Here is a 23,150-nt window from a genome sequence, read left to right as displayed (position 1 = left end):
ATCTAGATGTTCACTGATTCTTCCGAGGTGCTGAAGTTCATCAAGGACACCGACGTCAAGTTCCTTGACATCCGCTTCACCGATCTTCCCGGTGTCCAGCAGCACTTCAACATCCCCGCCTCCACGGTCGACGAGGAGTTCTTCTCCGTCGGACAGCTCTTCGACGGGTCCTCCATCCGGGGCTTCGCCTCCATCCACGAGTCGGACATGCAGCTCATCCCCGACGTCACGACCGGGTACGTCGACCCGTTCCGCGCCGAGCGCACGCTCGTCCTCGTGTTCGACATCTTCAACCCGCGGAACGGCGAGCTCTACAGCCGCGACCCGCGTCAGGTCGCCAAGAAGGCCGAGAAGTACCTCGCGTCGACCGGCATCGCCGACACCGCGTTCTTCGCCCCCGAGGCCGAGTTCTACATCTTCGACGACGTCCGCTACGAGGTGAAGCAGAACGCCAGCTTCTACAGCGTCGACTCCGAAGAGGGCGCCTGGAACACCGGCCGCGTCGAGGAGGGCGGCAACCTCGCCAACAAGACGGCCTACAAGGGCGGATACTTCCCGGTCAGCCCGGTCGACAAGACGGCCGACCTGCGCGACGACATCAGCCTCAAGCTGATCGACTCGGGTCTCGAGCTCGAGCGTGCGCACCACGAGGTGGGCACCGGCGGCCAGCAGGAGATCAACTACAAGTTCGACACGATGGTCCACGCCGCGGACGACATCCTGAAGTTCAAGTACATCGTCAAGAACACGGCCGAGCAGTGGGGCAAGGTCGCGACCTTCATGCCGAAGCCGCTCTTCGGCGACAACGGCTCGGGCATGCACACCCACCAGTCGCTCTGGAACGACGGCAAGCCGCTGTTCTACGACGAGAACGGGTACGGCGGCCTGTCCGACCTCGCGCGCTGGTACATCGGCGGCCTGCTCAAGCACGCCCCCGCCGTGCTCGCCTTCACGAACCCCTCGATCAACTCGTACCACCGTCTGATCCCGGGCTTCGAGGCTCCCGTCAACCTCGTGTACTCGGCGGGCAACCGCTCGGCGGCCATCCGCATCCCCATCACGGGCACGAACCCGAAGGCGAAGCGCATCGAGTTCCGCGTCCCGGACGCCGCTTCGAACCCGTACCTGGCGTTCGCCGCGCAGCTGATGGCCGGTCTCGACGGCATCCAGAACAGGATCGAGCCGCACGAGCCGGTCGACAAGGACCTGTACGAGCTGCCCCCGGAAGAAGCGAAGAACATCCCGCAGGTGCCCGCGTCGCTCGAGGGTGCGCTCGACGCGCTCGAGGCCGACCACGAGTTCCTGACCAAGGGAAACGTCTTCACCGAGGACCTCATCGAGACCTGGATCGCGTACAAGCGCGAGAAGGAGATCCTGCCCATGGCGCAGCGTCCTCACCCCTTCGAGTTCGAGCTGTACTTCGGCGTCTGATCCGATCCCACCACCGAAGGCCCGCATCCCCCAGGGGGTGCGGGCCTCTCGCGTCGCCGGTGCGAGGTCCTCGGGGAGGCGACCCGCGCCTCCTCGGAGGCACCCGACACCAGGAGGCGCGGCAGCGGACGCAGGACGGGCCGCCTCCCGAGGGAGGCGGCCCGTCAGCCCGTGCCCGACGATCCGGTCAGGCGGGTACGGCGGTCGGCGTCAGCACACGACGCTGGGCCGGCGTGCGACGGCCGCCCAGCGGACGGACCTCCCACCCGGCGGCCGACCAGATCTCGGCATCGAGCACGTTGCGGGCGTCGATCACCACGGGGTTGGCGGCGAGCTCGGCGAGCCCGGCCGCGTCCGCCCCGACGAACTCGGGCCATTCGGTCAGGAGCAGCACCGCGTCGGCGTCCGTCACGGCCTCGGCGGCCGAGTCGGCGAACGACAACGTCGGGAAGCTGCGCTGGGCCGTCTGCGTGGCCTCGGGGTCGACCACGAGCACCTGGGCGCCGCGCAGGTGCAGCGCCGCCGCGACGTTCAGGGCCGGCGAGTCGCGGACGTCGTCGGTGTGCGGTTTGAACGCCGCCCCGAGCACGGCGATGCGCCGGTTGAGCACCGAACCGCCGCAGGCGTCGATCGCCTGGTCGATGACCCGCTGGCGCTGCGCCATGTTGATCTCGTCGACTTGTTGCATGAGCCCGACGACGCGGTGGGCGGACAGCTCGTTGGCCCGGAACATGAGGGCCCGGATGTCCTTGGGCAGGCAGCCGCCGCCGAAGCCGAGACCGGCGTTGAGGAACTTGCGGCCGATGCGGTCGTCGAAGCCGAGGGCGTCGGCGAGGGTCGACACGTTGGCGCCGGCCGCCTCGCACAACTCGCTGATCGCGTTGATGAACGAGATCTTCGTGGCGAGGAACGCGTTGGCGCTGACCTTGACCAGCTCCGCGGTCGGCAGGTCGCACGAGATGACCGGCGTGCCCGTGGCGATGGGCATCGCGTAGACCTGGCGCATCAGGGCCTCGGTGCGGACGTCGGTCCCGCCGAAGACGATGCGGTCCGGACGCAGGGTGTCCTCGACGGCGTGGCCCTCGCGGAGGAACTCGGGGTTCCAGACGAGGTCGGCCGTGATGCCGGTGGGCACGACGCCGGCCACGATCTCGCGCAGGTGCGCCGCCGTTCCGACCGGGACGGTCGACTTGCCGACGATCAGGCCGTCGTGGCTCAGGGCGGCGGCGACGTTGCGGGTCGCCTCCTCGACGTACGAGAGGTTCGCGGCGTGGCTCCCCCGGCGCTGCGGCGTGCCCACGCAGATGAAGTGCACGTCCGACAGGGCGACGGCCTCGGCGAGGTCGGTCGTGAAGGTGAGCCGGCCCGAGCCGACGTGCTCCAGGATGAGCTCGGGCAGGCCGGGCTCGAAGAACGGCACGCGCCCCTCGGCCAGGGCCGCGACCTTGGCGGGGTCGGTGTCGACCCCGATCACGTCGAAGCCCATCTCGGCCATGGCCGCGGCGTGCGTGGCGCCGAGGTAGCCGGTGCCGATGACGCTGATGCGGGGCTTCACCGAGGCGACGTCGGCTGCCGTCTCGGTGGCGGCGGGCTGGGGGGTGGTGGCGTCGTTCGTCATGATGCGCTCCTGGGGATGAGGAAGAGGCGAGGGAAGGGGAAGGTCATGGGGGTCGTCACGGCGAGGGCTGCAGGTCGTAACCCACGTCGCGTCGGGTGATCCCCGCGGTGAAGGCGGCGAGGCTGTCGGACCGCGACGTGAGACGCCAGTCGTTGGTCGAGCGCACCCCGTCGACGACCGTGGTGGCCACGAGGTCGAAGTACGAGAACCCGATGATGTCGTCGTTCGCGGGATCGGCCAGCGCCTCGAAGAGCGAGTTGAACCACTGCGCCTTCTCGCTCGTTGCCGTCGGATCCGACGAGCCACCCGTCTCGCTGGCGCCGATCTCGGCGAGCAGGATGTTCTTGCCCGGTGCGATGGCCCGGAGCTGCTTCAGGGTGGCGCCGAAGGTGCTGTCGAACGTCGGCTTCGACTTGTCGTCGTAGGGCGGGCGGTAGTACCCCGACATGCCCACGATGTCGACGTAGTCGGCACCCGGATAGAGGCTCTCGAGGAAGGCCTGCGTCGTGTGGTCGCTGCCGCCGGTCTTGCCGGTGGCCAGACGGTCGATGCGCGTGGGCGCCCAGATCCAGGCGACCAGGTCGTTCGCTCCCTGCCGTTCGAACAGGTCGTGGACGTGCTGCCAGGCCTTCACGTAGTCGTCCGGCCCGTTGCCGTTGACGGCACCCTTGCTGTTGCCGTAGTCGGTGCTCCAGGGGTACCAGGTGCCGTTCATCTCGTGGTCGAACCGCAGGGCCAACGGCATCCCGTTCGCGACGATGTCGTCGGCGTAGGTGGTCAGGTACGAGTCGAAGCTGCCGTCGATGATCTTCGTCAGGCTGTAGTCGGGCTGTTCGGGCTCGTTGTTGCCGGCCTTGATCGGCTGGGACTCCCAGGTCAGCACGGGCAGCTTGCCCCGCGACCAGGACGACCGGACGGCGTCGGCCCGGAACTCCTGGTCGAAGCCCTGGAAGTAGCCCACCATGTTCGCCTCGGAACCGACGGCCGCCTCCTGCGCGTCGTAGGTCGCCCAGTTGAACGGCGCCTGATCCGTGAAGAGCCCGAAGTAGCGCGACTCCGGATCGACGATCGAAGCGAGGGAGGGCGTCTCGACCGTGACGGGGCCCGTGGCGCCCCCACCGGTCGAACCGTTCGAGCCGGTGCCTCCCGACCCGGAGCCGCCGGACGCACCGTTCCCCCCGCCTCGTCCCCCGGCCGCGGTGCCTGCGGCGCCCGAGCCCGAGCCCGCCCCCTGGCCCGCGTCCGCGGCGGATTGTGCCTGGGCCAGAGCCGACTCGGCGGAGGCGAGCTTCGCCTGGGCCGCGGTCAACTGCCCCTCGGACGTCCAGGCCTGCTGCTGCACGTCGGCCAGGGCGGCCTTGCTCTCGGCGAGCTGCTTCTTGGCGGAGACCAGCTGGTCGAGCAGAGCGGATCGGTCGGCCTTGAGCGACGAGACGTTGATCGACGGGTCGACGCCCGTGACCTCGGTGACGGCGCTGCGGACGATGTTGTCGGACGGCGAGACCCAGATGAGCCACGAGATCATGGCGAGCAGCACCACGACGGCGGTGGCCCCGAGCGCGGTGCGTCGGGCGTTGCCGTGGGAGGTCGCCCACCAGGCTCCCGACTGCAAGTGGACGGGGGTGACGAAGTCCTGCGTCGAGTCAGACAATGAAGAAGACCTCCAGGGCGATGATGGCGGCGCCGATCAGGTACGGGAATCCGGCTTTGGGGTTGAGGCGGCGACGAGGAGGCGCGGGGGCGGAGGCCACGGCCGCGACCGGTGCCGGAGCGGTCGCCCCGTCGGCCTCGGCGGCCAGGGCCGCCTTGCGGCTCTTGACGAGGACCGCTCCTTGTTCGTCGGTCTCGTCGGTCGCCGAGCCGAAGTCGAAGAGCGTGTCGACCCCGGGGTCGACGCCGTCGCGGAACTGCCGTTCGAGGGCGTCGATGGGGGCCTCCTCGGCCACCTCGTCGAGCGCGCCCTGCATCTCGTCGTTCGCCGCGCCTCCTGCGTAAGCCCCGGCCCGGGTACCCCAGCCGCTGGCGTGACCCATGCGGAAGAACCCGATGACCCGGATGGGCATGAGGAAGAACGTCGACACGATGATGAAGACCGGGAGGCGGAAGAAGTCGGAGGGCTTCTCGGCCAGGTGGCGCATCTGGCGGATCGACATGCTGAGGACCGACGAGACCACCATGAGGACGACGATGCTGATGAGGCCCGTCTGCACGCCGTACTCCTCGAGGATGCCGCGGTACAGGTTCACGCCCTGGCCGGTGATCCCTCGGTAGATCCAACCACCGATCACGCCCATGAGCATGAAGGGCAGCACGATGTCCATCGCGAAGAAGAACGCGAGCAGGGGGGCGTGCCCGACCATCCAGGGCATCATGCGGAGGGTGTTGTACTGGCTGCCGCGAGCCCACCGCAGCTGCTGCTTGTAGAGCTTCTTCACCTGGAGGGGGGCGTCCGTGTAGACGAGGCTGGTGTGCTGGTAGACGGTGCGGTAGCCCTCCTTGAGCGTGAGGTTCGTCAGGGTGCGGTCGTCACTGACCTCGAGGAACACGCCCATGAACTTCTCCGTCATGAACTTGTCCATGACCCGCACGAGGATCTCGCGGCGGAAGGCGATCGTGCGGCCCGGCAGGCAGCCGATCTGACCGAGCACGCTCTGCGCCGGCATCGAGTAGAGCGCCCGCGAGTTCTCGAGCCAGTCGGCCCAGCGCGTGATCCAGCTGCGCTCGGGCTCGAGGATGCGCTGGCGGGTGGTGACTCCCCCGACGTTCTCCTGCGCGAACGGGCGGAGCAGCTCGGAGAGGGTGCCCGGCGTCCAGACCGTGTCGGAGTCGACGAGGACGGTGATGTCTCCTCGGCTCAGCTCGGTGCCGATCATGACGGCGTTGCGCTTTCCGGGGATCGGCGTGTGCACCCAGCGGACCAGGGGGCCGAACTCCTCGCAGACGGCCGCGAGCTCGGGGTTGGGCTTGCCGTTGATCACCACGATGATCTCGCCGGGACCCTGTTCGACCATGCGGCCGATCACGTCCCGGAAGAGGTCGAGCGGCTCGTCCACGACGGGGACGACGACGCTGGTGGTGCCGCGGAACTCGCCCGTGAAGGGGCGGTAGCGGCGAGAGAGCAGGACCTTGATGATCCAGAGCACCCAGATGAGGGCGCTGTAGGCGGCGAAGAGGTAGATCTCGGGGTATCCGCCCGCCATGGATCGGATCTGCAGGATGAAGGTCAACACGATGGCCACCTGAGGTGTGAGAAGGGATCGGCTTCCGCAACGCTGGGGAATTGGTCTATCGGGTTGAGGGAATTCTCAGTCACAGGCGGGCGGCTCACAACCACCCCCCGAGCGTGGGTCGAGGATCGGCCGGGTCGGGGTACGTCGAGTCCGACAAGGTGCTGTCGACAGAAGTGCCGACACCCACGAGAGGCCGCGGCTGCCGAACCTCACGGTTCGGTCGGATCGACGGTCCGATGCCGGAGTTTCAGCAGGATTCCGTCAATTGCCCTGATCACGGGCCGCTAATCAGCACGTCCCGCTCAGCTTGCCCAATGGGCAACGAATGACGCCGGAGCCCCGGACGTCGACCGACCCCCACACGTGGGTCACCCATCCGAAATGCGCTGGACACACGGCGCGGGGTACAGGTGGGTCAAACGGGGTACAAGAGAAGAGGGCGCCACGGAGCTCCACCAATCGGGGGCCACGGTGCAACCCGGGCGTGTCGCGCTGTCCCGGGACGATCAGCCGAGGGGTTCGGGGGTCTCTTCGATGCCGTAGAACTCGCGCTCGAACACGGCGCGCGACCGACGGGTGGCGGCGAGGTAGTCCTCTTCGAGGGTGGTGGCGGAGCCCGGGGGGTACTCCATCAGGCGAGCGACGCCCTCGAGTTGACGCCGGTCCCGCGGCAGCACGTCCTGCGTCCGGGAGGTCCAGAGGGTGACCGCCGACCGCGCCCTCGACGCCATGATCCAGGCCTCGTGCAGCCGCCGGGCGTCGTCGTCGGCGACCAGGCCCGCCTCGACGGCCGCGGCGAGGGCGTCCAGCGTCGACGGGGTGCGCAGGCCGGGTACGTCGACCCCGTGCTGGAGCTGCAGCAGTTGGACGAACCATTCGACGTCGCTGAGCGACCCCCGCCCGAGTTTCAGGTGGCGCGAGGGCTCGGCCCCCTTCGGCAGGCGCTCGGACTCGACCCGGGCCTTGATGCGCTTCACCTCGCGGATCTGCTGCTCGGTCAGCTCGGCGGGGTACCTGACCGAGTCGGCGACGACCATGAAGTCGTCGAGGAGGGCCTGGTCGCCGGCCACGGGTCGTGCGCGCAGCAACGACTGGGCCTCCCACGTGAGGGACCAGCGGGCGTAGTAGGCACGGTACGACGACAACGACCGAACCACCGGCCCGTTCTTCCCCTCGGGACGCAGGCCCGTGTCGAGATCGAACGGCACGAGCGCGTCCGAGGTGAGTCGGCTCATCTCGGCGGCCACCGCGAGGGCACGACGGTGGGCCGTCTCGTCGCCCTCGGGAGCCCGGTAGACGTAGAGCACGTCGGCGTCCGAACCGAACCCGAGCTCTTCTCCCCCGTACCGCCCCATGGCGATCACGGCGAACTCGAGATCGCCGGCGTCGCGGCGGGCCAGGGCCAACGCCCCGGTCACCGACGCCGTCGTCACCGCGGTCAGGCCCCGGGCGAGGGTGTCGATGTCGAGGATGCCCAGGATGCCGCCGACGGCGAGCCGGAGGATCTCGCGGCGCCGCGCCTGACGCAGGACGGTCGCCGCCGCGTCGGGCGAGCGATGTCGCGCGAGGGTAGCGGCGGTCTCGTCGAGGAGGCTCGAGAGGGGGCGGGCCCGGAGCTCGGCGTCGTTCTCCAGCCAGGCCGCGGCCTCGGGGATGCGCTCGAGGAGGTCGGCCGCGAAGGTCGACGACGACAGGACGGTCGTCAGGCGGTGGGCGGCCCCCGACGAGTCGCGCAGCATGCGGAGGAACCAGTACGACTCGCCCAGACCGTCGCTCAGGCGCCGGAAGGCGAGCAGGCCGAGGTCGGGGTCGGTGCCGTCGGCGAACCACTGCAGCATCGCCGGCAGCAGATGGCGTTGGATGCTGGCCCGGCGCGAGACGCCGGCCGTCAGAGCCGCGATGTGACCGAGCGCGCCCTTCGGGTCGGCGAACCCGATGGCCGCGAGCCGGGCCGTCGCCTGGTCGGAGCTGAGCGCGAGATCCTCTTCGGGACGGGCCGCGACGGCCGAGAGGAGAGGACGGTAGAACAGGCGCACGTGCAACGTGCGGACCCGGCGCTTGACCCCCTGCCACAGATCGACGAGTTGCGCCGCGCCCGGCGCGAGGCCGGTGCCGCGGGCGAGGACCCGGAGCGCGTTCTCGTCGGTCGGCATGAGGTGCGTGCGCCGCAGCCGCGTCAGCTGGATGCGGTGCTCGAGCAACCGCAGCACGCGGTAGTCGCGGTCGAACTCGGCGGCCTCGGCCCGTCCGACGTATCCCCGCGCGGCCAGGGCGCCGAGCGCGTCGAGCGTCGAGCGCTGGTGCACCCGGTCGTCGGCCTGCCCGTGGACCAGCTGCAACAGCTGGATGGTGAACTCGATGTCGCGTAGCCCGCCGGGTCCGAGCTTCAGCTGCTGGTCGACCTCGCCGGCGGGGATCAGGGCCGTGACCCGTTCACGCATGGCCTGGACCGACTCGACGAAGTTCTCGCGCGAGGCGGCCGACCAGACGAACGGGGCGACGGCGGCGACGTAGCGCTCGCCGAGGTCGACGTCGCCCGCCAGGGGCCGTGCCTTCAGCAGGGCCTGGAACTCCCACCCCTTCGCCCAGCGCTCGTAGTAGGCCACGTGCGACTCGAGCGTCCGGACCAGTGCGCCGTCCTTGCCCTCGGGGCGGAGGTTCGCGTCGACCTCCCAGAGGTCGGGTTCGACGGCGAGGTCGGAGATCGCCCGGGCGGCGTGCATCGCGAGACGGCTGCCGATCTCGACGGCCCGCCCGTTCTCGAGCCCGTCGACCCCCTCGGCGACGTAGACCACGTCGACGTCGCTGAGGTAGTTCAGCTCACGGGCCCCGGCCTTGCCCATGCCGATGACGGCCAGACGGGTGCGCTCGACGTCGGCGGCAGGGAACGGGACCTCGCGTCGGGCCACGTCGACCGCGGCGTCGAGGGCTGCGCCCGCGAGGTCGGCGAGGGCGGCGGCCACCCGGGGCAGGATCTCGACGGGGTCGTCGGCCTCGAGGTCGTACGACGCCAGCTGCAGCAGGTGGCGTCGGTACCTGACCCGCAGGGCGACGCGGGCCTCGTCGCCGGTCAGCCCGGTCGCCGCCCGTCGGACGTCGTCGCGGTACGTCGCGGCCGACGGTGGCTCGTCCAGGGGCTCGAGCAGGACGGTCGCCTCGGAGGGGCGACGCGCGACGAAGTCGGCGAGCCCCTCGGAGGCACCGAGGATCCTCAGCAGGCGCGGGCCGGCCTCGCCGTCGAGCAACTCGACCACGCCGGCACGATCACGCTCGACCGACCGCTCGAGGTGCACCAGAGCCGCGTCCGGCTCGGCCACCGTGGCGAACCACGGGACGAGGTCGCGCACCTGGGGCACCTCGTCGACGAGGCGGTCGAGCCGGTCGCGCCCGGCGCCGAGGTCGGAGAACCCGAGCCGCGCCAGCTCGGAGAGACCGGTCGCGGATCGGGGCATGAGGGCGGGGCGGCCGGTCGGCTAGAGGATCTCGAGGTTCGAGCGCAACTCGAACGGCGTGACCTGTGCCCGGTACTCTTTCCACTCTTGTCGCTTGTTGAGCAGCACGTAGTTGAAGACCTGCTCGCCCAGCGTCTCGGCGACGAGTTCGCTGTTCTCCATGATCGACAGGGCGTGGTCGAGGCTGGCGGGCAGCTGACGGTAACCCAGGGCGCGACGCTCGGCGTCGCTCAGGCCCCAGACGTTGTCCTCTGCCTCGGCCGGCAGTTCGTAGCCCTCTTCGATGCCCTTGAGGCCCGCTGCCAGCATCAGCGAGAAGGCCAGGTACGGGTTCGCGGCGGAGTCGATGGCGCGGTACTCGACGCGGCTCGAGTTGCCCTTGTTCGGCTTGTACAGCGGGACGCGCACGAGCGCGGAGCGGTTGTTGTGGCCCCAGGTCACGAAGCTCGGTGCCTCGTCGCCGCCCCAGAGACGCTTGTAGCTGTTGACGAACTGGTTCGTCACGGCCGTGATCTCGGGGGCGTGCTTGAGCAGGCCGGCGATGAACTGACGACCGATGGTCGAGAGCTGGTACTCGGCCCCCGCCTCGTAGAAGGCGTTGGAGTCGCCCTCGAAGAGCGACATGTGCGTGTGCATGCCCGAGCCGGGGTGCTGGCTGAACGGCTTCGGCATGAACGAGGCGAAGACGCCCTGCTCGATGGCGACCTCTTTGATGACCGTGCGGAAGGTCATGATGTTGTCGGCCGTCGTCAACGCGTCGGCGTAGCGCAGGTCGATCTCGTTCTGACCGGGCCCCGCCTCGTGGTGGCTGAACTCGACCGAGATGCCCAGGTCTTCGAGCATGCGGACCGAGCGGCGACGGAAGTCGTGGGCGGTGCCGCCGGGGACGTTGTCGAAGTAGCCGGCCGAGTCGACCGGCTGGGGGCCGTCGGCGCCGAGCTGGGCACTCTTCAGCAAGTAGAACTCGACCTCGGGGTGCGTGTAGAAGGTGAAGCCGCGCTCGCCCGCCCGGGCCAGCGTGCGCTTGAGGACGTTGCGCGGATCGGCCACGGCGGGCTGGCCGTCGGGGGTCGTGATGTCGCAGAACATGCGTGCGGTCGGATCGATCTCGCCCCGCCAGGGCAGGATCTGGAAGGTCGTCGGGTCGGGCTGGGCGAGCACGTCGGCCTCGTACGACCGGGTCAGGCCCTCGATGGCCGAGCCGTCGAAGCCGATGCCCTCGGCGAAAGCCCCCTCGACCTCGGCCGGGGCGATGGCGACGGACTTGAGGGTGCCGATCACGTCGGTGAACCAGAGGCGGATGAACTTGATGCCGCGCTCTTCGATCGTGCGGAGAACGAAGTCCCTCTGTTTGTCCATGCCACGGCCTTTCTGCTCCGCCACTACGGTAGTGGACATGCCCCGACTCCGCTTGGCGCTCGCGCAGACCAACCCCGTCGTCGGCGACCTCGCCGGCAACTCCGCCCAGATCGTCGAAGCGGCCCGTCGGGCCCGTGCCGCCGGTGCCGACCTCCTCGCCGCGGGCGAGATGAGCGTCACGGGCTATCCGATCGAAGACCTCGCCAGCCGGCCGAGCTTCCTCCAGGCCAGCCGGCACGCCGTCGAGGTGATGGCCGAGACCCTCCAGGCCGAGGGCCTGGGCGATCTGCCGGTCGTGGTCGGCCACGCCGACGGCCCGTTCGAGCCCCGCCTGCTGGGCACGAGCAACGCCCCGACGGCCATCGCGAAGAACTGCGCGAGCGTCCTGCAGGGCGGGCGTGTCGTGACGACGACCGCGAAGTACCACTTGCCGAACTACTCGGTCTTCGACGAGTACCGCGTGTTCATCCCCGGCGACGAGCTGCTCGTCGTCCGGGTGGCCGGCGTCGACGTCGCCCTCGTGATCTGCGAGGACCTCTGGCGCGACGGCGGGCCCGTCGAGCGCGTGCTGCACGCCGACGCAGGCCTGCTCGTCGTGATCAACGCGAGCCCGTTCGTCCGCGACAAGGACGAGGTGCGCCTCCCCCTCGTCACCCGCAGGGCCGTCGAGAACGACACCCTGGTGGCCTACGTCAACATCGTCGGCGGTCAGGACGACCTCGTCTTCGACGGCGACAGCGTGGTCGTCGACGGCAGCGGCACGATCCTGGCCCGGGCCCCGCAGTTCGACGAGCACCTGCTCGTCGTCGACCTCGACCCCGAGCCGGCCACGGACACCGAGCTGCCCGAGGGCATCCGCCGTGTCGAGCTCGAGGCAGCGACCGAGGGGACCGGCGACGGCGCCGGGGGCTCCGGGTCCGACGCGGTCCGCGCCTCCTCGTCCACGATCGAACGAGACGTCGCCGAACTGCCCGACGATCGGCAACAGCTCTGGAACGCCCTGGTGCTCGGCACCCGCGACTACGTGCGGAAGAACGGGTTCCGCAGCGTGATCCTCGGCCTCTCGGGCGGCATCGACTCGGCTGTGTGCGCGGCGATCGCCGCCGACGCCATCGGGGCCGACGCCGTGTACGGCGTCTCGATGCCCAGCCGGTGGTCGAGCGAGCACAGCCGCAGCGACGCCGACGACGTGGCCGAGCGGATCGGCGTGCGGTACTCGACCGAGCCGATCGCCGACCTCGTCACGCCGTTCGAGGACCAGTTGCACCTCACCGGCCTCGCCGCCGAGAACGTCCAGGCCCGCGCCCGGGCGCTCGTGCTGATGGGCTTGTCGAACCTGCACGGCCACCTCGTGCTGACCACGGGCAACAAGACCGAGCTGGCCGTGGGCTACTCGACGATCTACGGCGACTCGGTCGGCGGGTTCGCCCCGATCAAGGACGTCCCCAAGACGATGGTCTGGGAGCTTGCCCGGTGGCGCAACGCCCACGCCGAGTCGATCGGCGAGACCGCGCCCATCCCCGAGAACTCGATCACGAAGCCGCCGTCGGCCGAGCTGCGTCCCGACCAGAAGGACGAGGACTCGCTGCCGCCGTACGAGGTGCTCGACGGCATCCTCGAGGGCTACATCACGAACGCGCTCGGGGCGGCCGACGTCGTCGCCCTCGGCTACGACGCCGACACGGTGGCCGAGATCACGAAGCTGGTCGACCGGTCCGAGTGGAAGCGCCGCCAGGGGGCGATCGGTCCGAAGATCTCGGGCATGGCCTTCGGTCGCGACCGCCGACTGCCGATCANGACGCTCGATCCGGTCAGTCGTTCGCGGCCTCTTCGGCGTCGAGGGCGGCGTTGCGGGCCTTGATCGTCTCGATCGCCCGGGCCGCCTCGTCGCGCGTGGCGTAGGGCCCGGCACGGTCGACGGCGGGCGAGACCTTGCCCTCTTCGACCTCGTGGGTCTTCGTGTTGAACCAGAACTCGGCCATGGTGTCGTCCTCTCGGTGCGGCTGTCGAGAACGCGAGCCCTTCGCGCTCCCCCTAAGCTTGATCGTATGCCCCGGGACTCCCACGGATTCTTGACCCCGGGCCGGCTCTCAGCGCAGCGTCCGGTCCCCCCGTCGATCGCCCGACCCGAGTACGTCGGCAAGGCCGCCCCCGCCGAGTACACCGACGGCGACGTGTACGACGCCGAGACCGTCGAGCTCATCCGCGAGAGCGGACGCATCGCCTCGCAGGCCGTCGACGCGGTCGAGGCCGCGCTCCGCCCCGGCGTCACCACCGACGAACTCGACCGCGTCGCCCACGACTTCGTCGTCGCACACGACGCCTACCCCTCGACCCTCGGGTACCGCGGCTACCCCAAGTCGGTCTGCACCTCGGTCAACGAGGTGATCTGCCACGGCATCCCCGACGACACCGTCCTCGTCGACGGCGACCTGATCAACATCGACATCACGGCCTTCAAGAACGGCGTGCACGGCGACCTCAACCGCACCTTCGTCGTCGGCGAGGGCGCCCCCGAGACCGTCGAGCTGGTCGACCGCACCCGCGAAGCGCTGCGCCGCGGCATCAAAGCCGTCGCCCCGGGCCGCCAGGTCAACGTGATCGGTCGGGCCATCGAGTCGTACGCCAAGCGCTTCGGCCTGGGCGTCGTGCGCGACTACACCGGCCACGGCGTCGGCCGCGCCTTCCACTCGGGCCTGATCATCCCCCACTACGACGCCCCGCAGTACGACGACGTCATCGAGGTCGGAATGGTGTTCACCATCGAGCCCATGCTGACCCTCGGTGGCATCGAGGCCGACGTCTGGGACGACGACTGGACCGTCACCACCCGCGACAAGAGCCTCACGGCCCAGTTCGAGCACACCCTGGTCGTCACCGAACGCGGTGCCGACATCCTCACGCTCTCCTGAGAAAGGACCACCCATGGCACGCACCGCAGTGGGAATCGACATCGGCGGCACAGGCATCAAGGGGGCGATCGTCGACCTCGACAGTGGCGAGCTCCTCTCGGACCGCATCAAGAAGAGCACCCCCGAGGGCGGCGAGCCGGACGCCATCGTCGCGGTCGTCCAGCAGATCGTCGGCGAACTGGGCCTCGACGACGCCTCGGTGCCGGTCGGCGTCTGCTTCCCCGCCGCGATCATGGACGGCAAGACCCTCTCGGCCGCCAACGTGTCGAAGAAGTGGATCGGCTTCGAGGCCGAGAAGCTCTTCGAGACCACGCTCGGCCGGGACATCCACTTCGTCAACGACGCCGACGCCGCCGGCTACGCCGAGACGCGCTTCGGGGCCGCGAAAGACGTGAAGGGCCTCGTCATCATGACGACGCTCGGCACGGGCATCGGCACCGCCCTGATCAACGACGGCGTGCTCATCGTCAACGCCGAGCTCGGGCACCTCGAGATCGGGGGCAAGGACTACGAGACCAAGGCCTCGTTCGCGGCGAAGGAGCGCGACGACCTCAGCTGGAAGCACTGGGCGAAGCGCCTGCAGAAGTACTACTCGCACCTCGAGGCCCTGCTCTACCCGCGCCTGATCATCGTCGGGGGCGGCGTCTCGAAGCACCACGACGAGTTCCTCCCGCTGCTCGACCTGCGGGCCGAGATCGTCCCCGCCAAGCTCCGCAACAACGCCGGCATCATGGGTGCCGCGGCCCTGGCCGCCGACTCGAACCCGGCGTTCTGAGGCGAGACACGACCGACGCGAGAAGACCCCGGGTCAGGAGGCGCGCCTCCTGACCCGGGGTCTCTTTCGTACGAGGCGAATGGGCCGACTGGTACGCCGGGTTCTGTCCCGGTGCCGAAGCACCATGGACGGCCATCTCTCTCGGAACTACGTTGCCGCAGCTCTCCAGCGGTCTACCCGGGGACTCGGCGAGCAGCCTCGTCGTCCCCTCTTTGACCTTGCTCCGGGCGAGGTTTACATAGCCGGCCGGTCACCCGAGCCGCTGGTGGTCTCTTACACCGCCGTTTCACCCTTACCCCGTGTCGCACCCGAGGGTGCGACCCGTGGCGGTCTGCTCTCTGTTGCACTTTCTCGCGGGTTGCCCCGGGTGGGTGTTACCCACCGCCCTGCTCTGTGGAGCCCGGACGTTCCTCGGCGGCGGGTTCGCACCCGCCGACGCGACCGTCTTGTCGACCCATTCGCGTCACCGAGCCTAGCGGTGCCGCGGCCGCCCGTGGTGCCGTGGGGCGAACAGGGCATCGGCAGGGGTCAGATGCCCGATTCGTAGGTGCGGACCAGGACGGCGTTGCTGTCGGGGCAGAGCACGACGTCGTCCTCGGCCGCGGCGCGCACGGCCGCCAGGTCGCTGCCGGTCAGGGCCACGCCGCTGGCGCTCGACACACCGCCGCGCAGCAGGGACGCACCCACGCCGTAGCGGTCGCGCTGACGTTCGTAGAGGGCCAGCAGGTCGGCGGGCACCGTCGCCGCGATGGTCTCGCGGTTGGCGACGACCTCGGCCCGGTCGGCCTCGAGCTCGGCGAGCTTGGCGTCGCGTCCGGTCTCGGCGTCGACGCGGCGGGTGTCGAGCTGGTCGAGCTCGTCCCGGGTCACGGCGGCGACGGCACCCAGGCTCTCGACGCGCTCCATCACCTCGAGCTCGAGGTCCTCCAGGTCGGAGCGACGCTTGGCCAGGGCGGCGAGCTCGCCCTCGAGGGCGGCGACGTCCTTCGTGGACGACGACGACGCGATGCGCTGCTCGTCACGGGCGACGCGCGCCTCGACGACGGCGACGTCGGACTCGATGCGCTTGAGCTCGCTCTGCGCGTCCTCCCACGCGCCCTGCTCGGTCGCGAGGCGGCTGCGCAGGCGCGAGCCGTCACCGTCGAGCGATGCGAGGACGGCGATCTCGGGCAGGTTGGCGCCCTTGTGTGCGATCTGGCGCAGCGCGGTGTCGAGTTGCTGCAGGTCGAGCAGCAGGGCCTGGTGCTCGTAGCTGGCTTTCATCAGGGGCATGGGGACTCTTCTCGGGGTCGGGGGGAGGCGGGGACGGGGCGACGAGGAGGCGCGGGTCGCGAGGTCTCACGGGTCGCGGCCCGGCCTCGTCGCGATGGGCGGCTCGAGGTGCTCACTGCACAACGGCGAAGTCCCACGGGTCGGTGCGCAGGTCGCTGAGGGTGACCTCGACGTCGCGCAGCTCGCGGCGGAGCTGCGCCGCCGCCGTGTCGAGCCAGAGCCACTCGGCGGCCCAGTGCGACACGTCGACGAGGGCGGGGCCCCGACCCAGCCTCATCAGCTCGCGAGCGTCGGAGGCGGGGTGGTGCCGCAGGTCGCTCGTGACGTACACGTCGGCGGCGAGCACCGCCGGGTCGGCCAAGAGCGAGTCGCCGGCACCGGCGCAGAGAGCGACGGTCTCGACGACGTGGTCGGCGTCGCCGGCCACGCGGATGCCGGACGCGGTCGGGGGCAGCACGTCCCCGAGTTGGCGCGCGAGGGCCACGAGGGTCATCGCGTGCGGCAGACGACCGACGATGCCGAGGCCCGTGCCCTCGGTCGTGCCCGGCGTGATCGGGCGCTGCTCGACGAGGCCGAGCTGGTGGGCGAGCACGCGGGACGTGCCGGTCTCGACGACGTCGGCGTTGGTGTGCGCGGCGACGAGACCGCATCCGGCCCGCAGGAGCCGCGCGATGACGGCGCCCTTGGTCGTGTCTTCCGCGACCGTCGAGACGCCGTGGAACAAGAGCGGGTGGTGGACGAGCAAGAGGTCGGCGCCCATGCCGACGGCCTCGTCGACGGTGTCGAGCACGGCGTCGACGGCCAGGTGCACGTGCGTGACGGGCTGGTCGGGATCACCGACGACCAGGCCGGGTGAGTCCCACGACGAGGCACCCGCGAGAGGCCAGAGACGTTCGATGACGGAGTTGACCGAGGCGAGGGTGGACACCTCGACAGCCTAGTCGCGAGCCGTCGAGCGGAACCCCGTGATCATGACCGCGACGATGAACGCCACGACCGCGGCGCCGAGCAGGGCGACGACGACCGAGACCGACGTCGACAGACCCGTCAGGCCCACGGCACGGACGAGGAAGCCCTGCCAGGCGAACGAGCCGAGGTCGCTCAGCAGCAGCCCGAAGCCCAGGACGGTGCCGACGACGACGCCGGCCACGACGCCGATCGGTCCGCGGCGGGCGACGCGCGTCGCGTCGTCGGGGCGGGTCGAGACCGACGCGAGCGCGGTCAGGCCGACGAGGCCGGTCGCGACGGGGACGGCGACGGTCGCGAGGACGGCCGAGGCGACGGCGAAGGCGGGGACGAAGGCCAGCACGACGGCCGCCACGACGACCAGCGCGGCCGTGGCGGCGACCACGAGCGCGAGTGGACGGCGCAGCAGGGGCGGGACGGGGGCGGAGGCGACCGCCTGCGGGGCGGGGGCCGGCGTGGTCGGGGCGACCAGCGCCTCCTGGTCGGCTGCCGCCTGCTCGTCGGGGACCTCGGTCGGGGAGGCTGCGTCGACGCCGAGCCCCTGCGGGCCGGTCGACGTGACGACGACGGGAGAGGAGGTCGAGGCCGAGGCCGAGGCAGCGGCGCGGTCGCCGTCCGAGCCGCGGGTGAGCGGGACGTGCGGTGCGTGGCCGGCCTCGACGACGGGACGGGCCTCACGGATGGCCCCGGGGGCCACGACGGGGACGACCCCGGTGAAGCGGAGGCGGGTGGCCTCGAGTGCGCGGGCCGCCTCGTCCGTGCCGACGCGGGTGATCTCGTCCTCCCACGAGGCGAAGCGCGCGGCCTCGACCTCGCGCAGGGCGAGCTGGGCCTGGACGACGGCCATCAGGTCGATGGTCGCGGTGTCCTCGAAGCGCTTCTCGACCAGGCGGGCGAGCACCTCGTCGTCGAGCGTCATCCGCTCGGGAGGCTGGGGCAGGTCGTCGGGCACCGACACGGCGAGCACCGGCAGCGTGATCGCCGAGGTGTCGACCGAGTGGCGGGCCACGCTCGCGGGCCGGGCCTCGAAGACGTCGGTGGGCACCACGTCGTCGAGGGCGACGTCGGCTCGGTGCGAGGGGATCGAGACGGGGCGGGGCGCGCGGGCCGTCGCGACTTCGGGCGCGGCTTCGGCCTCGGCCTCGGCCTCGGGGACGATCTCGGTCGGCTCGTCGAGGCGGTCGGCGGGGGCCACGGGGGCGAGGGTCTGGTTCACGGGGTGGTGCTCCTGCTGGTCCGGGCGAGCGGAGGACTCGGGGACGGTGTCGTCGAGAGGTGCGACGAACGTCACACGGCGCCGGTGGAACGTGACGTCGTCGTCGAGGGGTGCGATGCCCCCGACGCTCGCGGTCTGCACGTTGTCGGCCATGCTCGGATGGTAGGTGACGAACGGCCTCGCACCGGGCGGACTCGCCGGTCCGACCGGCACATTCCCCGTTCCGGGCCGATCGGCCGACCGCTCGGCGCCCGCGACGATCGGAGCGTCAGGAGGCGCGGGTCAGGTGGGCGAGCACCTCGCGCGCGACCCCGCGCGACCCCAGGCCGAGGTGACCCGACCGGGGATGCACGGCGAGCGTGGCGTCGGGCAGCCCGGCCACGGTGCGTGCCACGAGGTCGAGCGGGTAGAAACCGTCGGCACCCCCGGCCACGACGAGCGTCGGCACCGCGACCTCGCCGAGGCGGTCACCCACGTCGAACGAGTCCTCGGCGTCGAGCGTCACGACCAGGTCGTCGTGCCGGTCGCCGACGACGACGTGGTGCGCCACGCGTCCGAGGCGCCGCAGGGCGTTCGAGGCGGGGACGCCGGTGGTCGTCTGACCGAGCATGGCGGCCGAGGCACCTCGCGCGTCGCCGGCCCGGAGGCGTTCGGCCGTGCGCCGCTGGGCCTCGCGCCCGCCGTCGCCCAACCGGTGGGCCGACGACACGAGGACCAGTCGCCGCACCAGCCCGGGGTGGTCGACGGCCAGCTGCAAGGCGATGCTGCCGCCCGTCGACGTGCCGACCACGTCGACCGGGCCGTCCACGATCTCGGCCGCGGCCCGGGCCACGTCGTCGGCGAGGTCGCTCATCGTGGTGCCCTCGGGCAGTCCACGGCGACGGTCCAGCGTCCACAGGTCGAGTTCGCGGACGAGCGGCGCCGTCTCGAGCCGCAGCAGGGTGCGGTCCCATGCCGAGGGGTGGCGGCGACCCGGCCCGACCCCGGGCAGGAGGATCGTGGGCGCGCCGCTTCCCCGGCGCACGAAGGGCTGGCCCGCCACGGTGCCGCGGGTCGTCGCGGCCCGGCTGGTCACGGTCGACCCAGCCCGCGGAACCGCGTGGGGGCCTCGCCACCCTCGACGAGGTCGACCAGGATCGACCCCACGAGCGGCGTGAACTTGAAGCCGTGCCCCGAGAAGCCCGCCCCCACCACGACGGGGCCGATCCGGTCGAGCACGAAGTCCTCGTCGTCGGTCGTCGTGTACGTGCAGCTGATCGGGTCGGCCGTCTCGGCGTCGACGCCGGGCAGCCACTCCCGCGCGTAGCGCCGCAGCTGCTCGAGCTGCTCGGGGTCGGGCTCGAAGGACCGGCGGTCGGGGTGCACGACGGGGCCGGCTCCGTGCCAGCCCGCCTTGACGCCCTCGCCCGGCGTGAGCATGCCGTAGACGACGCCCGGCCACCACGACTCGGTGGGTCGGTCGGGGTCGGGACGGTGGTTGACGCTCGGCCACACGGCCTGGGGGTCGGTCACGGCGAAGTGCGCGGGCTGCTCCTGCGTCACGGTGAGCCGAGGGAGACGGACGAGACCGCCGACGACGTCCTCCGTCCAGGCACCCGCCGTCACCACCACGCGGCGGGCGACGATCTCGTCGTCGGCCGTGACGACGCGGACGCGCTCGGGCCCTTCGACGTGGAGTCCCGTGACCGGCGTCGACCAGCGCAGTCGCGCCCCGTGGGCCGTCGCGGCCCGGGCGAGGGCCGCCAGGGCGTCGGCGGCCCGGATGCGGCCGCTGCCGGGCACGTGCAGCACCTCGGTCTCGAAGCGCATGCCCGTCCATCGCTCCCCCGCCTCCCGGGCGTCGACCAGTTCGCCGGGGACGCCCGCGTCGACGTGCAGGGCGCGCATCCGACGGAGCATCGCCGGGCGACCGTGATTGACCACACCCACGAGGTCGAGGAGCGGGGTGCCGGTCTCGTCGGCCAGCGCGTCCCACCGCACCCGCGCCTCCTGCACGAGGGCGACGTAGTCGGCGTCGTCGTAGGCGACGTTGAGGTTGCGGGTCGCGCCGTGCGAGGCACCCCGGTGGTGCCCCTGCTCGAACCGCTCGACGAGCACGACCTCGTGCCCGCGCGACGCGGCCTGCCAGGCCGTCGCGAGGCCCATGGCGCCTCCGCCGACGACGACCAGGTCGACGTCGGCGCGGGGCGGACTCGGGTGACCGGACGACATCCCCCGAGCATAGGAGGCGCGGTGCGGACCGGCCCCGCCGGCTCGCGTCCTCGGGGCACGCCCGCCTCCCTGGCCCGCCGACGGGGGCTGCTGCTCTCGCTCCGGGTGCCGGTAGCATCCCTCGACGGCCGCCACGGGATGCGGTGCGCACAGCAACAGGGGGACCTCGTGGACCGACCGAACGACCAGGCGATGCCCGCGGGCCCCTCGGGGACGACACCTGTGTCCGTCGTGGCCGAAGGACTCGTGCAGCGGTTCGGGCCGCTCGAGATGCGCGTCCTGCCCGGCGACTACCCCGCCGGCGCCGTCGACGTGCCGGGAGCCGGCCACCCCGAGATGCTGCGCGTCCGGCTGGGCGCGACCGAGTTCGTCGACCTGGGGCACGACGGATCGCACTGGTTCGCGGTGCCCCTGCGCATCGACGCGTCGGGGCCCACGCCCCTCGACCAGCGGCGACGTGACCCGATCGGCGTCGGTGTCGGTGAGACGACGTCCGTGGTGCTCGACGCGGCCTCGGCCACGGTGCGGCGCTGGGCCGCCCTGGTCCCGCCCGAGTCGCGCCTGGGCACGGCCTGGCCCGCGCCGCAGTCGTTCGCCCCCGGTGCCGTGGCGGGCGTCCCGGCTCCGAAGCGATCGCGAGGCGTGCTGTTCGGGGTGCTGGGAGCGGTCGGGGTCCTCGCCTTCGGCGGGGTGTCCTTCGCCCTCTACCAGGCCAACGGAGGCGAAGGGGGCGTCATCGAGACCGGTTCCGAGCTCGTGAGCGAGCTCACGACCGGGGACTGCTTCGACATGACCGACGGGATCGACGACGACTACCAGACCTTCGTCGACGTGACCGCCTGCGGCGAGGTGCACCACTTCGAGGTGTTCGCCGAACCGGTCCTCGACGACGACGCGTTCCCGGGCGACGACGAGGTCGCACAGCTCGGAGACGACGCGTGCTACGAGGTCTTCGACGACTACGTCGGGTCGACCTGGGAGGACTCGGCCCTCGACTACGGCTGGTTCACGCCGACCGAGGACACCTGGGCCACCGGCGACCGCGAGGTCACCTGCTACCTCGCGACCGCGCCCGAGGGCGAGTCGGCCAGCCTGGCGGGCAGCGGGCGCTGACCTGCGGGGCCGGGGTCGGACCCGCGACACGAACGGGGGCGGCCCCGTCCACCCTCGACCTGGGATGATCGGCGGATGACCTGGCGCAAGCTCCTCAAGGCGTTCCCCACTGTGATCCTGGTGGTCGACATCCTCATCAGGATCGTGTCGGTGGCGGTCGTGCCGCGCAACCGGCGTCCGAGTTCGGCCATGGCGTGGCTGTTGGCGATCTTCGTCGCCCCCATCCCGGGCAGCGTCCTCTACGGCCTGCTCGGCAGCACCAAGCTGCCGAAGGACCGGCGGGACAAACAGCGCGAGATCAACTCGCTCATCCTCGAGAACACCCAGGGGCTCGACAACCGCGTGCCCACCGACACCCAGCCGCCGTGGTTCGGGACGGTGGTCCAGCTGAACCGCACGCTCGGTGCCATGCCCCTGATCCCGGGCAACACGACTCGGCTGCTGCCGGACTACGCCGGATCGATCGCGGCCATGACCGAGGCCGTCGACGCGGCCGAACGGTACGTGCACGTCGAGTTCTACATCTTCACGCGCGACGAATCGACCTTCCTCTTCTTCGACGCCCTCAAGCGTGCCCACGACCGTGGCGTGAAGGTGCGGGTGCTCTACGACCACTGGGCAACGATCCGCAACCCCCAGGGCCGGGTGACGCGCACCTGGCTCCGTGACTCCGGCATCCGTTTCGAGGAGATGCTGCCGTTCCACCCCACCAAGGGCATGTGGCGGCGACCCGACCTGCGCAACCACCGCAAGATCGTGGTCGTCGACGGCGACGTGGCGTTCACCGGCTCCCAGAACATGACCGATCCCAGCTACAACAAGCGCGGCAACATCCGACGGGGCCTGCAGTGGAAGGACCTCATGGTGCGCGTGGACGGGCCCGCCGCGGTCGGCCTCAACGCCCTCTTCATCACCGACTGGTACAGCGAGACCGACGAGCTGCCCACCGACGCCGAGGCCGAGCCGCTCGTCGAACGCCGCACGGGCGACGACGCCTACGAGTGCCAGGTCGTACCCAGCGGGCCGGGGTTCGACGGGGAGAACAACCTCCGGTTGTTCAACGCCCTGGTCTACGGCGCGCAGGAACGCCTCATCATCGCGAGCCCCTACTTCGTGCCCGACGAGTCGATGCTCTACGCCATCACCACCGCGGCGGAGCGCGGGGTCGACGTGCAACTCTTCGCCTGCGAGGTCGCCGACCAGTTCCTCGTCTACCACGCGCAGCGGTCGTACTACGAGACGTTGCTGCGGGCCGGGGTGCGGATCTTCCTCTATGAGAAGCCGATCGTCCTGCACTCGAAGCACTTCACGGTGGACGACGACGTGGCGGTGATCGGCTCGAGCAACATGGACATGCGCTCGTTCAGCCTCAACTTCGAGGTGTCGCTCATGGTGCGTGGAGCGGGCTTCGTCGACCAGGTCCGCGAGATCGAGGCGGACTACCGCGCGAAGTCGCACGAGATCACGCTCGCCGGCTGGCTCACGCGACCCGCTCCCCTCCAGGTGCTCGACAACGTCGCGCGCCTCACGGCGGCGGTGCAGTAGGTCCCTCCTCGCGGCGGCGCGGCCAGGGGCGGTCGGTCGGTGGACGGTGG

Annotated in this window: 16 protein-coding genes, 1 other RNA gene and 1 pseudogene; 6 read left to right on the top strand and 12 right to left on the bottom strand. The window is 70.9% G+C overall.

Translation table 11 applies throughout. The features are described 5' to 3' along the window. The first annotated feature begins 6 nt into the window (after positions 1-6). Entirely contained in the window at positions 7-1,431 is a 1,425-nt protein-coding gene (gene glnA, locus IFT88_RS09680) for a type I glutamate--ammonia ligase (RefSeq protein WP_043592663.1), read from the top strand. A 187-nt stretch (positions 1,432-1,618) separates the two neighbouring features. Here glnA and IFT88_RS09675 read toward each other — a convergent pair whose 3' ends face one another. From IFT88_RS09675 to IFT88_RS09655, 5 genes are all read right to left on the bottom strand, one after another. Next, positions 1,619-3,049 carry a UDP-glucose dehydrogenase family protein gene (locus tag IFT88_RS09675; protein WP_082059743.1) on the bottom strand — a complete coding sequence of 477 codons (1,431 nt, stop codon included), beginning with the start codon at positions 3,047-3,049 and terminating at the stop codon, positions 1,619-1,621. A 55-nt stretch (positions 3,050-3,104) separates the two neighbouring features. Then, positions 3,105-4,700: a glycoside hydrolase family 26 protein gene (locus IFT88_RS09670; protein WP_249408955.1), complete on the bottom strand. Its 1,596-nt coding sequence runs from the start codon at positions 4,698-4,700 to the stop codon at positions 3,105-3,107. After that, complete coding sequence (locus tag IFT88_RS09665; RefSeq protein ID WP_192120350.1) at positions 4,693-6,279, bottom strand: glycosyltransferase; 1,587 nt, start codon at positions 6,277-6,279, stop codon at positions 4,693-4,695. Before IFT88_RS09665 ends, IFT88_RS09670 begins: the two co-directional genes overlap by 8 nt. Before the next feature lie 506 nt (positions 6,280-6,785). Then, the gene (locus IFT88_RS09660; protein ID WP_192120349.1) at positions 6,786-9,731 is read right to left on the bottom strand and encodes a bifunctional [glutamine synthetase] adenylyltransferase/[glutamine synthetase]-adenylyl-L-tyrosine phosphorylase; all 2,946 of its coding nucleotides are present in this window, start codon (positions 9,729-9,731) and stop codon (positions 6,786-6,788) included. Between the two features lie 21 nt (positions 9,732-9,752). Further along, on the bottom strand, positions 9,753-11,090 hold the full coding sequence (locus IFT88_RS09655) for a glutamine synthetase family protein (RefSeq protein ID WP_043592660.1): 1,338 nt from the start codon (positions 11,088-11,090) through the stop codon (positions 9,753-9,755). On the opposite strand from IFT88_RS09655, the pseudogene IFT88_RS09650 reads away from it, so the two are divergent. After that, positions 10,984-12,886 (top strand): annotated as a pseudogene (locus IFT88_RS09650) (NAD+ synthase); the annotation flags it as partial. The gene IFT88_RS09655 and the pseudogene IFT88_RS09650 sit on opposite strands and share 107 nt — an antisense overlap. A 15-nt stretch (positions 12,887-12,901) precedes the next feature. On the opposite strand, the gene IFT88_RS09645 reads toward IFT88_RS09650, so the two are convergent. Continuing rightward, on the bottom strand, positions 12,902-13,072 hold the full coding sequence (locus IFT88_RS09645) for an SPOR domain-containing protein (protein ID WP_123570143.1): 171 nt from the start codon (positions 13,070-13,072) through the stop codon (positions 12,902-12,904). Positions 13,073-13,138: 66 nt separating this feature from the next. Between IFT88_RS09645 and map the strand changes: the two genes are divergently transcribed. Both map and ppgK read left to right on the top strand, forming a co-directional pair. Beyond that, positions 13,139-14,002: a type I methionyl aminopeptidase gene (gene map / locus IFT88_RS09640; protein ID WP_192120345.1), complete on the top strand. Its 864-nt coding sequence runs from the start codon at positions 13,139-13,141 to the stop codon at positions 14,000-14,002. A 13-nt stretch (positions 14,003-14,015) separates the two neighbouring features. Further along, complete coding sequence (gene ppgK, locus IFT88_RS09635; protein ID WP_192120343.1) at positions 14,016-14,777, top strand: polyphosphate--glucose phosphotransferase; 762 nt, start codon at positions 14,016-14,018, stop codon at positions 14,775-14,777. A 76-nt stretch (positions 14,778-14,853) separates the two neighbouring features. Here ppgK and rnpB read toward each other — a convergent pair. The 6 genes from rnpB to IFT88_RS09605 form a co-directional block, all read right to left on the bottom strand. Further along, positions 14,854-15,234: RNase P RNA component class A (gene rnpB / locus IFT88_RS09630), an RNA gene on the bottom strand. Between the two features lie 71 nt (positions 15,235-15,305). Beyond that, entirely contained in the window at positions 15,306-16,049 is a 744-nt protein-coding gene (locus IFT88_RS09625) for a zinc ribbon domain-containing protein (protein ID WP_249408954.1), read from the bottom strand. 112 nt (positions 16,050-16,161) lie between these two features. Next, positions 16,162-16,977 (bottom strand): Nif3-like dinuclear metal center hexameric protein, encoded by an 816-nt coding sequence (locus tag IFT88_RS09620; protein WP_192120341.1) that lies wholly within the window; start codon positions 16,975-16,977, stop codon positions 16,162-16,164. A 9-nt stretch (positions 16,978-16,986) separates the two neighbouring features. Next, entirely contained in the window at positions 16,987-18,384 is a 1,398-nt protein-coding gene (locus tag IFT88_RS09615; protein ID WP_192120334.1) for a hypothetical protein, read from the bottom strand. A 115-nt stretch (positions 18,385-18,499) separates the two neighbouring features. Continuing rightward, complete coding sequence (locus IFT88_RS09610; RefSeq protein ID WP_192120332.1) at positions 18,500-19,306, bottom strand: alpha/beta fold hydrolase; 807 nt, start codon at positions 19,304-19,306, stop codon at positions 18,500-18,502. After that, entirely contained in the window at positions 19,303-20,442 is a 1,140-nt protein-coding gene (locus tag IFT88_RS09605) for an FAD-dependent oxidoreductase (protein ID WP_192120330.1), read from the bottom strand. The genes IFT88_RS09610 and IFT88_RS09605 overlap by 4 nt, the downstream gene beginning before the upstream one ends. Before the next feature lie 168 nt (positions 20,443-20,610). On the opposite strand from IFT88_RS09605, the gene IFT88_RS17415 reads away from it, so the two are divergent. Then, positions 20,611-21,555 carry a septum formation family protein gene (locus tag IFT88_RS17415; protein ID WP_192120328.1) on the top strand — a complete coding sequence of 315 codons (945 nt, stop codon included), beginning with the start codon at positions 20,611-20,613 and terminating at the stop codon, positions 21,553-21,555. Between the two features lie 75 nt (positions 21,556-21,630). Continuing rightward, the gene (gene cls, locus IFT88_RS09595; RefSeq protein ID WP_043592645.1) at positions 21,631-23,100 is read left to right on the top strand and encodes a cardiolipin synthase; all 1,470 of its coding nucleotides are present in this window, start codon (positions 21,631-21,633) and stop codon (positions 23,098-23,100) included. Positions 23,101-23,150: the final 50 nt, after the last annotated feature.

The sequence above is a fragment of the Frigoribacterium sp. CFBP 8751 genome (genome assembly GCF_014841545.1).
GTDB lineage: Bacteria > Actinomycetota > Actinomycetes > Actinomycetales > Microbacteriaceae > Frigoribacterium.
The sequence above is the reverse complement of the archived record's forward strand: the minus strand, read 5'-3'. Positions and strand labels throughout refer to the sequence as shown.